General features: G+C 43.4%; 12 protein-coding genes. 5 read left to right on the top strand and 7 right to left on the bottom strand.

From position 1 onward, the window contains the following. The first annotated feature begins 192 nt into the window (after nt 1-192). The 3 genes from M917_RS05855 (at nt 193) to M917_RS05845 (ending at nt 3,867) form a co-directional block, all read left to right on the top strand. A complete protein-coding gene (locus M917_RS05855) occupies nt 193-1,050 on the top strand; it encodes an AAA family ATPase (RefSeq protein ID WP_021813867.1) in 858 nt (285 codons plus the stop codon). 55 nt (nt 1,051-1,105) lie between these two features. Further along, a complete protein-coding gene (locus tag M917_RS05850; protein WP_021813866.1) occupies nt 1,106-2,329 on the top strand; it encodes a vWA domain-containing protein in 1,224 nt (407 codons plus the stop codon). Nucleotides 2,330-2,670: 341 nt separating this feature from the next. Continuing rightward, complete coding sequence (locus tag M917_RS05845) at nt 2,671-3,867, top strand: globin domain-containing protein (RefSeq protein WP_021813865.1); 1,197 nt, start codon at nt 2,671-2,673, stop codon at nt 3,865-3,867. A 112-nt stretch (nt 3,868-3,979) separates the two neighbouring features. On the opposite strand, the gene M917_RS05840 is transcribed toward M917_RS05845, so the two are convergent. From M917_RS05840 to M917_RS05810, 7 genes are all read right to left on the bottom strand, one after another. Next, nucleotides 3,980-4,783, bottom strand: a complete 804-nt coding sequence (locus tag M917_RS05840; protein ID WP_021813864.1) for a phosphodiester glycosidase family protein — start codon at nt 4,781-4,783, stop codon at nt 3,980-3,982. A 56-nt stretch (nt 4,784-4,839) separates the two neighbouring features. Then, entirely contained in the window at nt 4,840-6,642 is a 1,803-nt protein-coding gene (locus tag M917_RS05835) for an FMN-binding glutamate synthase family protein (RefSeq protein WP_021813863.1), read from the bottom strand. A 220-nt stretch (nt 6,643-6,862) separates the two neighbouring features. Further along, nucleotides 6,863-7,981: an RNA 3'-terminal phosphate cyclase gene (gene rtcA, locus M917_RS05830; protein WP_021813862.1), complete on the bottom strand. Its 1,119-nt coding sequence runs from the start codon at nt 7,979-7,981 to the stop codon at nt 6,863-6,865. A 508-nt stretch (nt 7,982-8,489) separates the two neighbouring features. Then, nucleotides 8,490-8,948: a DIP1984 family protein gene (locus M917_RS05825; RefSeq protein ID WP_021813861.1), complete on the bottom strand. Its 459-nt coding sequence runs from the start codon at nt 8,946-8,948 to the stop codon at nt 8,490-8,492. Between the two features lie 21 nt (nt 8,949-8,969). Then, nucleotides 8,970-9,545, bottom strand: coding sequence for an SMI1/KNR4 family protein (locus M917_RS05820; RefSeq protein WP_021813860.1), 576 nt, complete (start codon nt 9,543-9,545; stop codon nt 8,970-8,972). 28 nt (nt 9,546-9,573) lie between these two features. Beyond that, entirely contained in the window at nt 9,574-10,020 is a 447-nt protein-coding gene (locus M917_RS05815) for a hypothetical protein (RefSeq protein ID WP_021813859.1), read from the bottom strand. An 18-nt stretch (nt 10,021-10,038) separates the two neighbouring features. Then, nucleotides 10,039-11,271 carry an RtcB family protein gene (locus M917_RS05810; protein ID WP_021813858.1) on the bottom strand — a complete coding sequence of 411 codons (1,233 nt, stop codon included), beginning with the start codon at nt 11,269-11,271 and terminating at the stop codon, nt 10,039-10,041. Nucleotides 11,272-11,511: 240 nt separating this feature from the next. Here M917_RS05810 and M917_RS05805 point away from each other — a divergent pair, with 240 nt between their 5' ends. Both M917_RS05805 and rtcR read left to right on the top strand, forming a co-directional pair. Beyond that, nucleotides 11,512-12,519, top strand: coding sequence for a DUF4062 domain-containing protein (locus M917_RS05805; protein WP_021813857.1), 1,008 nt, complete (start codon nt 11,512-11,514; stop codon nt 12,517-12,519). Beyond that, nucleotides 12,512-14,218 carry an RNA repair transcriptional activator RtcR gene (rtcR, locus tag M917_RS05800; RefSeq protein ID WP_021813856.1) on the top strand — a complete coding sequence of 569 codons (1,707 nt, stop codon included), beginning with the start codon at nt 12,512-12,514 and terminating at the stop codon, nt 14,216-14,218. Before M917_RS05805 ends, rtcR begins: the two co-directional genes overlap by 8 nt. Nucleotides 14,219-14,231: the final 13 nt, after the last annotated feature.

Here is a 14,231-nt window from a genome sequence, read left to right as displayed (position 1 = left end):
TTTTATGGAAGTATGTTTATTAATCAGTGAAGTGAGATTTCTAACATCTTTGGAGGTGTAACGCATTTGGCAATAACTGCGAACGCATGAGTATTTTGGCAATAGGAAAGGTTGTGCTACTCTAAATGATTATTTCTTCTTTATAAATCGCCTTTAAAGTATCTAATGTATAACAATAACTGAGACTTAGCTATGACTGAAAACATCAAGAAAAGCTTTACTGGCACGCAAAATTATATTGCCACCGACGATTTGCAGCTGGCCGTAAATGCAGCGATGACATTACAAAAGCCTTTGCTCATTAAAGGAGAGCCGGGCACAGGTAAGACGTTATTGGCTGAAGAGGTTGCTGAGAGTCTAGGGATGCCGCTGATTACGTGGCACATCAAGTCGACCACTAAAGCCGAACAAGGTCTATATGAGTATGATGCGGTATCGCGTTTGCGAGATTCGCAATTGGGTGATGATAAGGTTTATGAGATTGGCAATTATATCAAGCCGGGTAAACTGTGGGATGCCTTTACCAGTCAAGAGCGCAGTGTACTACTGATCGATGAGATTGATAAGGCTGATATCGAGTTCCCGAATGACTTGTTACACGAGCTTGATAAAATGTCCTTTTATGTTTATGAGACGGGCGAGACCATCACCGCCGCACAGCGACCTGTGGTAATTATCACCTCAAACAATGAAAAAGAGCTACCAGATGCGTTTTTGCGTCGCTGTTTCTTTCATTATATTGATTTTCCTGAAGAAGAAACCATGCGCCAAATCATCGAGGTGCATTTCCCTAACATTCAAGAAAAATTGGTCAATGATGCGCTGGATATCTTTTATAAACTGCGCAATATTCAAGGCCTAAAAAAGCCGCCATCAACCTCAGAATTGGTCGATTGGTTGACGCTATTGCTCGCTGACGATATGGCACAAGCAGAATTAGAAGAAAACCTGCGCGGTGAAAAGTCGATTCCGCCATTGTATGGTGCACTCCTCAAAAACGAAGCCGATGTGAGTCTGTTGCAGCGTTTTGCCAATATGATGCGTCGTTAAGCGCCTGCTAACTTTCAACTTATAACCATATCAGCCAATAAGTGATGCGACTCTTATGTTTATCAAACTATTCTACACCTTACGTACTTACGGCGTCCCTGTTAGTACGCGTGAGCTGCTTGATCTAAATGCCGCGTTAGATCAAGGGCTGATGATGCAGCCGCATCCGGAAAATACTGAGCTGTCTACCTTTGCCAGCCGAGAAGATATGTATCGTCTGATTCGTCTGTGTATGGTCAAAGACGAGCGTCATTTTGATAAATTTGATCGGGCAATGGCGGATTATTTCGAAGGCGTTGATAGTCTCGATATGGATGAGCTACTGGCCAAGTTGACGGATATTCCGAAAGAATGGTTGGATCTAAAGCTCGATCCGAAGAATTTGACCGAAGAGCAGCGGCGACTGCTAAAAAAATACGGCTCGCTTGAAGAGTTAATGAAAGCTCTTGAGGAGCGTTTGAAAGAGCAAAAAGCGCGTCATCAAGGGGGCAGCAAGTGGGTTGGTACAGGCGGCACATCACCATTCGGTGCGTATGGCGACCACCCAGAAGGTGTACGTGTCGGGGGCGAGTCGCGTAAACGCAGTGCTGCAAAAGTCTGGGAGCAGCGTAAATACCGCAATCTCGATGATGACAGTCAACTTGGTACGCGTCAAATTCAAATGGCACTGCGTAACTTGCGCCAGTTTGCACGGACAGGCAGCGCGGATGAGCTTGATATTCATGAGACCATCAAGCGTACCGCCAAAAAAGGCGTGCTCGATATTCATATGCAGGCTGAACGTCGTAATCGTGTCAAGGTACTGATGCTGTTTGATGTGGGCGGTAGTATGGATATCCATGTTGAGGCGCTAGAGAAGCTGTTTTCTGCCGCAAAAAATGAGTTTAAAACCTTAGAGTTCTTTTATTTTCATAACTGTCTCTATGACTATGTGTGGAAGGACAATAACCGTCGTCACAGCGCCCCGATGCCGACTTTTGAGCTGCTCAATAAATATGGTCGAGAGTATCGCGTCATTTTCGTCGGTGATGCGTCGATGTCGCCTTATGAGCTTATGACAGTAGGCGGTAGCGTCGAGTATATGAATAATGAAGCGGGTATTGTATGGCTAAAGCGGGTACTTGAGCACTTTGATAAAGTGGCGTGGCTCAATCCTGAAAACCCGAGCTATTGGCAGTATACGCAAACCATCGTCGAGATCAAAAAACTGTTTGAGAATAAGATGTATCCCATGACATTGCATGGCGTAGAAGAAATGACCAATTATATGGCACGATAATTTTAGTACGTGCGCTCACTTCTGATGCTCAAGATTAATGTATGTTTATTAAATTAGATACTATACAAAGCCGCCGTTATGACATCATGACGGCGGCTTTTTTGGATTGAGAAAATTAGTTTTATAACAATACAGCGTTGGTATGCACAGTAAAGTGTGATAAGATTCATTTTAAATGAATCTTATAGTTTTTTTATTGATTAGACTAAGTACGTGTGAAAAAGAGCGTTTGCCCATCTTTTTTGATAACTGTTTATAGACTTTAATCATTAGCACGGACGTAAGTAATTCATTATCAGCTCCTTCACTTATTAACATGATGACTCATTAAGAGAGATAGTATGGCCTCACCAAAGACTTTAGAAATTGTAAAAGCAACCATCCCCGTACTCGAAGAGCATGGAACGACCATTACCACTGTATTTTATAAAAACATGTTTGCAGCGCATCCTGAACTTTTGGATATATTTAACGAAACTAACCAAAAGCTGGGTCGTCAACAAACGGCATTGGCGACGACAGTGTTGGCAGCGGCTAAACATTTGGATAAGTTGGCGACGCTCTTGCCACAAGTGACCCAGATCAGCCACAAGCATCGTGCTTTGCAAATTCTGCCCGAGCATTACCCCATCGTTGGTCAACATTTGATCGGTGCGATAAAAGAAGTGTTAGGAGAGGCGGCGACTGATGACATCATTACGGCGTGGACAGAAGCGTATGATGAAATTGCGTCGGTATTTATCCAAATAGAACGTGGCATGTATCAAGAAGAAATATGGCAAGGATTCGCGCCCTTTACCATAACTGAAAAGGTAGCAGCAGCCACCGATATCGCGGCTTTTACTGTTATACCTGCGCATGACCAGTCAGAGCGCGGTCAGGAGATTGACCTGAGTAAATTGAATTTAACCGCTGGTCAATATATCACCGTAAAAACAGATCCAAAAGACAGCAATCATATTGCTCTGCGTCATTACTCTCTATATTCAGCGAGCACCGAAAAAGGCATTCAGTTTGCGGTTAGACGTGACAACCGTAATGAGCATCATGGTTTGGTATCCAACTATTTGCATGATGGCTTAGAAATTGGTGATACCATTTTATTGTCTGCACCTGCCGGTGACTTTGCGCTTAATCAAGATTTGATACAACAACATGAGATTCGACTGGTATTGGTGAGCGCGGGCGTTGGGGTAACGCCTATTTTATCGATGCTAGAGGCGCAAGTGGCTGCCAATCCAAGACGCCCTATTGTTTGGGCGTATGCTTGTCAGAATGAAGCGCATCATGCCTTTGCGGCTGAGGTAGATGAGTTTTTAGAAAAAGCCGAAACTGTAGAAAAACATATCTTTTACTTTGAATCGGGACAATTATTAGATGAAGCGTGGCTGGCTACTTTACCTAAGCCTGCTGATATTTACGTATGTGGCTCCATGCCATTTATGGAAAGTATGATTGATGGGTTAGTGGCATTAGATCATGGCGTCGATAGTGTTCATTACGAGCCATTTGGTCCTAAGATGAGTTTGGGCGGCTAGCGCTTGATCCCAATTCTGAAAAAAAGCACTTAGCATGAATAATTCATCCTAAGTGCTTTTTATTGCCTATATTTGGATGTATTAAATATCAGTCCTATAGTGGTAAATCATACTAATTCTTATGCTCAATGACACCAATCATCACGCCCATCTCTTTTTTATCGTGCTTGTCCATACTAGGCGCATATAACGCTGAAGCAATGCCGCCATCCAAAAATAGCGCATTTGGACAGCCTAGCTCATCTTTGAACAGTGATGCAAACTGGTAAAATGTCACAGGCGCATCGCTGTTGACAAATTGTATGCTGCCATCGCTGCAAACACCAGCCCCATTACGAATTTTGAGAGAGGTACTATCAGGGTTAAATTGCGGATGTATTTCGTCATTGATGACCAGCATAGGGCCAGATTGAGTGGCATACCAAGTCTGTGCAGTGCCATCATTCATCTGCTTATTTAAAGTATGGCTTTCGGTAATCTTTACGTTGCCAGATTTATCCCACCACAGCACGCCATTAGGTAACAGATGAAAATTGCCACCGCCTTCTTTTAGGTTCAAAGCGCGCTTCTCAGTGCCTTCGATGACGGTATAGCCAATCGGTGCGTATTTTTCATTATACATACCCGCATTCATGGCAAAATGAAGCGTTTGCTCGGCTGGCAAGGTTGCTAACAACGCATCAAAAGTAAGCAGGGGCTGCGTACTATCAGGCTGTTGCCAAAATAATTGTAGTGAGTAGCGGCCATTCGTCAACGCCTTAGCTTTAATGCTACAAGTGCTGTAAGCAAACGGGGTGTCTTGCGACTGACATGACCAATTTTGCGTGTCGCTGTCAGAGACGTTAGTACTGACTGGCTGGCAAGCACTGACGCTTAGCAAAATGACGAGGGCTGTGCATAAAGGTAAGGTAGGCATAAAACTTGGCACCAATCGTGTATTCATTTTATTTGGTATCGACTATATATCAGTTTTTAATTATTGCTAGAGGGAAAGTCGCGAAAGGTATTATTGACATTACCGATGAGCAGACCACTATTGTCGATATTTTCTAGACTTTCAGTGCTTTGTTTGGTCGGCGCACTGGTTTCTTTGCCTTTATCACGTGAGTCTTTGTTATAAGCGATGAGCGCATCGTTATTGGCTAAGAAGCTATCAGGATTCGCCATGACCCACATCTGATTGAACACGTCCGCACGGGCGCTATGATCTAGCAATGCCTCTCTGTCCGTAAAATAAAAGAACTTCGATAGTAGCTTTATCTGCCCATCGTCTAAGCGTCGCGCAATGTGGTAAGGCTGCAATTGACTGGGATGCTGTAAGCCAACAGCGCCGACAATACTGGCAAGCGATTTGAGTGTGTTTTTGTGAAAGCTTGCGACGCGCTCAGCTTTACTTGGGACATCCAAGGCTTTTTGACGATAAGGATCTTGGGTGGCAACGCCTGTCGGACAAGTGTTGGTATGGCAAGAGCGCGATTGAATACAGCCAACGGCAAACATAAAGCCGCGCGCTGAGTTGCACCAGTCTGCCCCTAATGCAATCATACGAGCAATATCAAAGCCAGAGACGATTTTACCGCTCACGCCAAGCTTGATTTTGTCACGAATGCCCGCGCCGACCAACGTATTATGTACCAATAAAAACCCTTCAACCATTGGCATACCGACGTTGTCCATAAACTCAACAGGAGCCGCGCCCGTACCGCCTTCTGCACCATCGATAACGATAAAATCAGGATAATTCTGAGTCTCAATCATGGCTTTGACGATCGCCATAAACTGCCAAGGTTGACCCACACACAGCTTGAAGCCAACAGGTTTGCCGCCTGACAGTTCACGTAGCTGTTGCCAAAAGGCAACCAGCTCGCGCGGCGTACTAAATGCAGTATGGGACGAGGGCGAAACACAATCTTGTCCAGTGGGTACTTGTCGCGTGTCGGCGATTTCTTGCGTGATTTTTTCTGCGGGTAGGACGCCGCCTTTACCCGGTTTTGCCCCTTGTGATAGCTTGATTTCGATCATCTTCACTTGTGGATCAATGGCTTTTTCAGCAAACGACTGGGGGTCAAAGTTGCCATTGTCATCACGGCAACCAAAATATCCCGTTCCCAACTCCCAAATCAAATCACCGCCGAACTTACGATGATAAGGACTAATAGCCCCTTCACCGGTATCATGGGTAAAACCGCCAAGTTTTGCGCCTTGATTGAGTGCCATGATGGCGTTGGCTGATAAGCTACCAAAACTCATCGCTGAGATATTGAACACCGACATATCATGGGGCTGTTGACAACGCTCGCCGCCCACCATGATACGAAAGTCTTGGTTTTCTAAAGGCTGGCTGATCGCTGATTGCAAAAACCATTCTTTACCATGCGTGTATAAATTGTCTAGCGTACCAAAAGCATTGGTATCACTCACGTTTTTGGCGCGCTGATAGACAAGGGCGCGTTGCTGGCGTGAAAATGGCACTTGCTCTTTATCATCTTCTAACAAATACTGGCGAATCTCAGGGCGAAAGTCCTCGAGCACGTAACGAATATGTCCAGCAATAGGATAATTACTTAAGATGGCGTGTTTGGATTGAATGACATCATAAATGCCCAGCGCCACTCCGAAACCACCGATAACAATCAGCCACCAGTTAATAAGCAACAGACCTGCTAGTAGAAGTAATATTGCAGCACCAAAAGTACTAAAGCGCAGTAATAAACCGATCAAATAGGGCTCATTAGTTTCGGGCTCAGGATTCAGATTGGTACGAGATTGCGGCATAGCACGGCTCAACAGTCATAGGTAAAGAGTAAAAACGATGAAAGGGGTTTAAAGAGAAGGTGAATCAAAAATACCTCTATCGTGGTCATGGTTCTCAAATAGGGTTCTCAAACACCAGTAAAACGCCCAAATTTATCGCCTACATCATACACATATGATATCACCGCATAGCAGTAATTGGGTAACAGTGTGCTAATGCTGACTCTTGGTATTACTCATTTTAAGCAATGACCTTAACCAATATTTTGTTGTCGTCAATAGCGTTAAATGTAATCTCAACGGGCAAAAACTGCTCAATCAGCCACGCTTGTGTTTCAGTATGACCGCTAATCATACGTGCACTAAACTCTCCGCCGCCAGATAACGCTAATGGCAATAGCAGCTGATCGGTTAGGTATTCGTCAACGAGCGCATCGGTCGTAAACAGATAGCGCTTAACCAATCCTGCCAAGCGACTGCCCATATTTTCTGCTGAGCTGCGTTTTTCTCCAAGCAAAGTAAACATCTCGTGATGCTGCTTATGAGTTTGCATTTCATGAGTGGATGGCTCGCCAACTTTATGCGTAACCTGCGCATAACACGTATTGCCTTCGCCAATACCGTTTATTTTATTGCTCCGAGTAGTCATCAGCGTGCTATCAATTCCTGATTCAATCAAGGACGCTTGTGCGCTTGCAAGCTCGCGTTTGCAAATGTCATATTCTAAATTGAGCACGCTTGCAACTAAGGCGATGCTAACCAATTCGCCACGTTCAGTGAGTTCAAATGGCGACGTGTTAGCGCGGCGCAAAAATGGCGTGATTGTCGCCTTAACTTCACCGCCACCAATGGGCGCAAACCCTACTTGCTGCAAATCGATATCAACTTGCATGCCCAATTTTGCAAGGGCAGGAACAAACGCTCCAGTTAAGAAGTCCGTGGTTGGAGCGAGTGGGTTGTGCGTACCACCTTTGATCGTCACAGTTGACTTTGCGCGTTCATCGACATTGGCAAAAAATAGAGCAGGTAATAGCGTTTGGAGCACCAGACTGGTACTGCCTGCCGAGCCAATATCAAATGTATAGTCTCCCGGCTTGATAGCAATAGGCGTAAAGCTAAACGTCGTACTGCCCAAATGCGCCCCTGTTACCGTCGCGTTCGATATGGCTTGCGAGGCTTGTACGCAAACCAAATGCTGGCGCATCAATCCGGGTTTGGCGCGTCCAGCACGGATATTGATGATCTCGATTGGCGTGCCAGTCAGCATTGATAGGGATAGTGCGGTACGGATGATTTGTCCGCCGCCTTCGCCCGTGCTGCCGTCGATCTTTAGGGTTTTGTTTTTTGTAATGGTTGGCATAATGGTTTTCTTGATTGTTTATATGACTATTGTTTCATGACATTTTTAATATGCCCACAATAAAATGCCGCCCTTAAAATACGAGAAGCATGAATAATAAAATTGAAACCGACTGTCAGTGTCTGGTGGTAAGGTCTAAATGGTGCATTGTGCCAAGTGACGTGTACGGGGCATGAATGGTAAAAAAAGCGTTTGCCGGCAACGCGTAGCAGCCACTACAGTATGTTTTCAACCCCCTGCTGTGGATACGCGGGGTCTGACACTCGCCCAGTCGGTTCCAAAAGGGGAGTCCGCCAACTTATTTTAAACTGGCAGAAAATTCTAAAATCGGTTTTGCAAAATATGAATCAAACGATATAGCCGAATCAAAAGAAATGCATCTTAAATGGCACTTTGCTAAGTTGAATTTTCCTCGCTTGCTGTGTGCTTCGCACTCCAGAGGCGTAAAAAAACTCAGCTCAGCTTAGAAGTTCGCTATGTTCTTTTTAAATCTAATCGATTATATAACTTATTCAACAAGGTCAATCTGCCAGTTATTGGCTTGAATGACAAGGTTAATCTTGCGCAGTTTCATTGCGATGTCATCAGCTTGCTTTTGTAAGCTTGCGACCGAGACCATGACATGCCACTTAATCTCGCGAGGGCTATAACGATCAACCTCGGTATCGGTGGCTTCAATCGACTCAATCAACAGCTTGTGACGCATCTCTAAAGTATCACGCTCGATCAATAGCGTCAGCATCGATTGGCCTTCATTGGTTTTGGCAATGGCATTGGTACGGTGAATGCGTTCAATCACCACGCTCAGCTCGGTAATGATTTGACTGGCATCGATCATCAAGGCGTTTGGGTCTTCATTTGGCGTGTCGCCTTCTTGGACTTTGATATTACTGCGCATGCGTCCTTTGATTTGCGCCAGCTTTTTTTGCATATCGCTACGGATAAGTAGGGCTTCTGCGAGTTTCATTTTTGTTCTCTCTTATTTTAATTAGGATTGAATATCACCCCAAAAATCAATATAACTTGGTTCATCTATCGTTGGAAATTTATCTGACAATTCAAAACGAAATTCATGAGCAAAGTAGTGCGCTAAATCGTATCCATAGTAGATGATATCTGTCTGATAAATAGAAAAGACAGGATTACCAGCTTTATAAGGTGTACTAGGGATATAGCGATGCGAGAAAATGGGTATCATTTTCGGATAAGTCTCATAATAGATTTCGGCGACCATAATGTTTTTATTAATATCATCATATTTCTCACCCCATTCTTCCATCCAAAAGGTACTGTGCTCTATATCAAACACTATGCCACCAAATGGCCAATCAATTCTTTGTCTAATATAGGCTTCCTCATCTTTGGACTTTAAACCAAGACGCCAATTGACAAAGTTGTCTGAGATAGGGAGTTCTGTTTGTAAAAAATCTCGCAAATCAGGTGGAAATTGTATATCAAATTTTAGCTCAATTTCTTGAATCTCTTGATCAGATAATCCATGCTCAAATTTGACTTTCTTTGCTTTGAGCTTTCGGATAACCTCTTTTTTTTGTGCATGTTTCATGAGTATTCCTTATTTAGTAACTTAGTGATTAAAACCACTCATGACCAATAACTTTCCAGACTTCATCTCCATAACCATTAAGGTTTTTCGGCATCTTAGGATTACCGAGATAGTCCATATTTTGATCACGCATAAATTCTACAATGCTTGATTTCAAAGCCTTGCAAAAAGCCAGTCTATCGAAGCGAAATTTTTCCATATTATTAACCGTAGGTATTCCTAAAATTAACCAGTCCATTGGTGGGTTTGGTGAGACTTTGAAGTTAACCTCTTGGTTATAATCGGTAAGAGTAAAGTAGTGAATTTTGTTAACAGGCTCTCGTTGCAGTGCAAAACCAATCTCAACTAGACTTAATAAGTTTTTAAATAAATCTATAAATTCATAGTCGAATATATTTGTTTCATTGACCTTGATTCGCACACGATATAAGCCTTTGTAATTACTAATCTCAAAATCTATTTTATCTAAGCTCATACCTTACTCCCTAGCCGTTTAGCCTTTAACACAAACCACCTGCCGAAGCGTATGCACCACTTCCACCAAATCACTTTGCGCTTTCATAACGTCATCGATATTCTTATAAGCTGCTGGAATCTCGTCAATCACATCGCTGTCTTTGCGGCATTCCACACCTTCGGTTTGTGCGATTTGATCAGCGACCGTGAATTCCTGTTTTGCTTGAGTGCGTGACATGACGCGACCTGCGCCATGCGAGCAAGAGCAAAACGATTCCTCGTTGCCTTTACCGCGCACGATAAAGGATTTTGCGCCCATTGACCCCGGAATGATACCGTATTCACCAACGCGGGCACGTACCGCGCCTTTACGAGTGACGAAGATTTCTTCACCGTAGTGCTCTTCTTTCGCCACATAATTGTGATGACAGTTCACCGCTTTTACCGTTGCATCAAACGGTTTTGGCACGATTTGACGTAGCGCTTTGATGGCTTTTTCCATCATGATTTCACGGTTCTTAAAGGCGAAACGCTGCGCCCAACCAACGGCAAACCAATAATCATCGAAGTGCTCAGTGCCCTCAGCAAAATACGCCAAATCCTTATCAGGCAAATTAATAAACCACTTACGCATGTCCTCGCGTGCCAACTCAATGAAGTAGCGACCGATGGCATTGCCCACGCCGCGAGAGCCTGAATGTAGCATAATCCATACCTGATTGGTTTCGTCCAAGCATACTTCTACAAAATGATTGCCTGTACCCAGCGTTCCCAAATGATTCAGGTTATTGGTATTTTTAAGTTTAGGATGTTTTTGGGTCAGATAATTAAAATCATCGACCAACGTACCCCAACCCTCTTTGACAGTATTATCAGGATTTGTCCATGCGCCAACATCACGACGCGAGCCACGACCACGAGTTTTGCTGCGCCCATGTGGAATCGCTTTTTCAAGCTCAGTACGCAGACCGCGCAAGTTATCAGGCAAATCATCAGCGGTCAGCGTTGTTTGCACCGCCATCATCCCGCAGCCAATATCGACCCCGACGGCAGCAGGGATAATCGCTTCTTTGGTTGGCAGTACGGTTCCAATAGTTGCGCCAATCCCAACATGCACATCAGGCATCACCGCGAGCCACTTATAGATAAAGGGCATTTGCGAGGCTTTGATAAGCTGATCGTGGGCTTTTGTATCGACAGGTACGCCCTTTGTCCAAAGTCTGATAGGTGTACCACCATCTTGAATGATGTTATGAGTTGTTGGTTGCATGAGTAATTCCTTAATATTTAAAATATTGGCTTCGTAAAATAATTAATTTTCTTATTCTTTATATAATGCGAAGAGCGTGCCAATTTTTTAAAATATTCAGAATTTATTTTTAAGTGTTTGATATTGTTAGCGTAAATAAATTAAAAATATTTCCTCAGGTATAAGCTATAATCTAAGGAAATTATTTAAAATAGAAAAAATTCTATTTTTATATATAAAAATATATTTTACGAGGGACAGATGGATATGGACAAAAGATATCAAGTGTTTGTGAGTTCTACATTTGCAGACTTAAAAGATGAAAGAAGTAACGTCATTCAGACACTCATGGAAATGGACTGTATACCAGCTGGAATGGAGCTGTTTCCTGCACTAGCTGAAGAGCAATTCGAGTTCATCAAAAAGGTGATTGATGATAGCGATTATTACTTACTTATTATAGGTGGTAGATACGGCAGTTTGTCTGATGAGGGTATTAGTTATACAGAAATGGAATACGACTACGCTATCAATCAAGGATTAAAGGTTATAGCGTTAGTTCATGGTAGTCCTGAAAAATTAGCTGTTGAGAAAGTAGAGATGGACTCTGAAGCTCAAGATAAGTTAGAAAAATTTAGGAATAAGGTAACTACAGGGCGTTTGGTGAAGTTCTGGAGTGACGCAAAAGAATTGTCAGGTCTAGTTGCGCTTAGTCTCCCTAAGACAATAAAAACCTATCCTGCTATAGGGTGGGTAAGAGGCAATCAGGCAACGGACAATACTGAACTGTTAAAACAGCTGAATGATCTTAGACAAGAAAATGATAAGCTTGAAAGACAGATTCAAGAGTTTCAGAAAGATCAAAATAGCATGTCGGATTTAGCTCAAGGTGATGATGAGGTTTCAATACAGGTTAAATGTAAGGTTATAGAAGGTGGACAAGAAAAACTTAAGTCTTGGAAGCAAGATGTAACTTGGAATAGCTTAATTAAATGTATTGGTCCAAAAATTCTCAAAAGAGAAAGAGAAAATACAATTTTTGATGCTTTAAGTGATTATGTAGTTTCGAGAAAATATGGGAAGTTCAGCTATTCGCAAATAGACTTTACGGATTTTGAAAAAATAAAAATTCAACTTCTAACTTTAGATTACGTTGACTTTACTGGTGTAGGTTCTACCAATTATTGGGAAATAACGCCTGAAGGGCAAAGATTTTTGCTGGAAATAATGTCAATTAAACGTGAAATTGATGGAAAAGATAATGAATAAAACCGCAGTTATCGGCTTTCTCGGCACCACCTTAGACAATGGTTTTAGTAGTAACCGCTGGCAACGCTGGCGTCCGACCGTAAGTCTTGGTCTACACGATGAGTTGCTCGTCGATGAGCTGCATATCTTGTATAGCAAACGTGATAAACGCTTATTTAAAATCATCGTCGATGATGTAGCGCAAGTCAGTTCACATACCAAAGTGATTGGTCACCACGTATCGTTATCTAGCCCGTGGGATTTTGCAGAGGTCTATGCCGAGCTGTATGACTTTGTCGCTGGATTTGATTTTCAAGATAAAACAGACTATTTGCTACATCTAACGACAGGCACGCACGTAGCGCAAATCTGCTGGTTTTTATTGGTGGAAGCGGGTTTTATTCCAGCAGATCTGATTCAAACGTCGCCTTGTCCAAGACCGGATCAAGCCGATCCGCAAGGTCGCTATCAAGTGATTGACTTGGATGTCTCACGTTATGATGGCTTGCGTGAACGCTTTGAGGCAGAAAAACAGCAGCATTGGCAAACACTGCAAGCCAATCTGGTCACACAAAATGTCGCTTATCAAAAACTCATATCTGATATCGAAAAGGTCGCCACGCGCTCGACTGCGCCAATATTACTGATGGGCGCGACAGGGGCGGGCAAGTCGCAACTGGCAGGTCAAATCTACGCCCTTAAGAAAGCCAAAGCGAGTAGCACCACACAAAGCAAGTACACGCTCGATAAATTCATCGAAGTCAATTGTGCGACTTTGCGCGGCGATACAGCGATGAGTGTGCTGTTTGGTCATGTTAAAGGCGCTTTCACAGGCGCGGCAACAAGTCGGGAAGGACTGCTGAAATCTGCCGATGGCGGTTTGTTATTCTTAGATGAGATTGGTGAGCTGGGTCTTGATGAGCAAGCGATGTTATTGACCGCACTGGAGGAGCAGCGTTTTTATCCGCTTGGTAGTGATACGCCAATTAGCGTGTCGTTTCAATTAATGGCGGGCACTAATAAAGACTTGCGCCAAGTGGTTGCTGATGGTGAGTTTCGTGCGGACTTATTTGCAAGGCTCAATACGTGGACGTTCTTCTTGCCGTCACTAAAAGATAGGTTGGAAGACTTACCTGCCAATATCGACTATGAGCTGGCGCGTTTGGGCAGTGAGCAACAGCAGCAATATCGATTCACACTAGAGGCAAGACAGCGATATGAAAGCTTTGCCATGAGTGCGGACGCAACATGGCAAGGGAATTTTCGCGATTTGACCGCCAGCATGATTCGGCTGACTACACTTGCTGAGAGTAAAGTAATTCGGGTAGATGACGTGCATGCGGAGACTGAGCGCTTAGGGCATCTTTGGAGTTTGCCTGATGGCTCAGGTTCAAATAAATACAATCAGGCGAGTGATAATAATAAAAATAGCCTAAGCGATAGCAAATCTAAACTCACATTTAATAGTCAAACAGTCGAGCAAGCAAGCCACGCACTACTAAGCAATTATCTAGACGAGCAAACTCTAGCTGATCTTGATCCATTTGACGCGGTACAATTGGCCTATGTTATTGAGGTTTGTAAGACACATAAAAACCAAGCAGCAGCTGGGCGCTATTTGTATGAGCATTCGCGTGATAAGCTAAAAAGTCCCAATGACAGCGACCGTCTGCGTAAGTATTTGATGAAGTTTGGGCTTAAGTTTGATGAGTTGGTTTAACAAGTGGGAGTCA

The sequence above is a fragment of the Psychrobacter aquaticus CMS 56 genome (assembly GCF_000471625.1).
GTDB lineage: Bacteria > Pseudomonadota > Gammaproteobacteria > Pseudomonadales > Moraxellaceae > Psychrobacter > Psychrobacter aquaticus.
The sequence above is the reverse complement of the archived record's forward strand: the minus strand, read 5'-3'. Positions and strand labels throughout refer to the sequence as shown.

Bases quoted from the DNA above. Each gene is read 5' to 3' on its own strand.
- rtcA (WP_021813862.1), bottom strand. From the start codon at position 7,981: ATGCCAACCATTACAAAAAACAAAACCCTAAAGATCGACGGCAGCACG.
- M917_RS05835 (WP_021813863.1), bottom strand. From the start codon at position 6,642: ATGCCGCAATCTCGTACCAATCTGAATCCTGAGCCCGAAACTAATGAG.
- M917_RS05820 (WP_021813860.1), bottom strand. From the start codon at position 9,545: ATGAAACATGCACAAAAAAAAGAGGTTATCCGAAAGCTCAAAGCAAAG.
- M917_RS05825 (WP_021813861.1), bottom strand. From the start codon at position 8,948: ATGAAACTCGCAGAAGCCCTACTTATCCGTAGCGATATGCAAAAAAAG.
- rtcR (WP_021813856.1), top strand. From the start codon at position 12,512: ATGAATAAAACCGCAGTTATCGGCTTTCTCGGCACCACCTTAGACAAT.
- M917_RS05850 (WP_021813866.1), top strand. From the start codon at position 1,106: ATGTTTATCAAACTATTCTACACCTTACGTACTTACGGCGTCCCTGTT.
- M917_RS05845 (WP_021813865.1), top strand. From the start codon at position 2,671: ATGGCCTCACCAAAGACTTTAGAAATTGTAAAAGCAACCATCCCCGTA.
- M917_RS05840 (WP_021813864.1), bottom strand. From the start codon at position 4,783: ATGCCTACCTTACCTTTATGCACAGCCCTCGTCATTTTGCTAAGCGTC.
- M917_RS05805 (WP_021813857.1), top strand. From the start codon at position 11,512: ATGGATATGGACAAAAGATATCAAGTGTTTGTGAGTTCTACATTTGCA.
- M917_RS05810 (WP_021813858.1), bottom strand. From the start codon at position 11,271: ATGCAACCAACAACTCATAACATCATTCAAGATGGTGGTACACCTATC.
- M917_RS05815 (WP_021813859.1), bottom strand. From the start codon at position 10,020: ATGAGCTTAGATAAAATAGATTTTGAGATTAGTAATTACAAAGGCTTA.
- M917_RS05855 (WP_021813867.1), top strand. From the start codon at position 193: ATGACTGAAAACATCAAGAAAAGCTTTACTGGCACGCAAAATTATATT.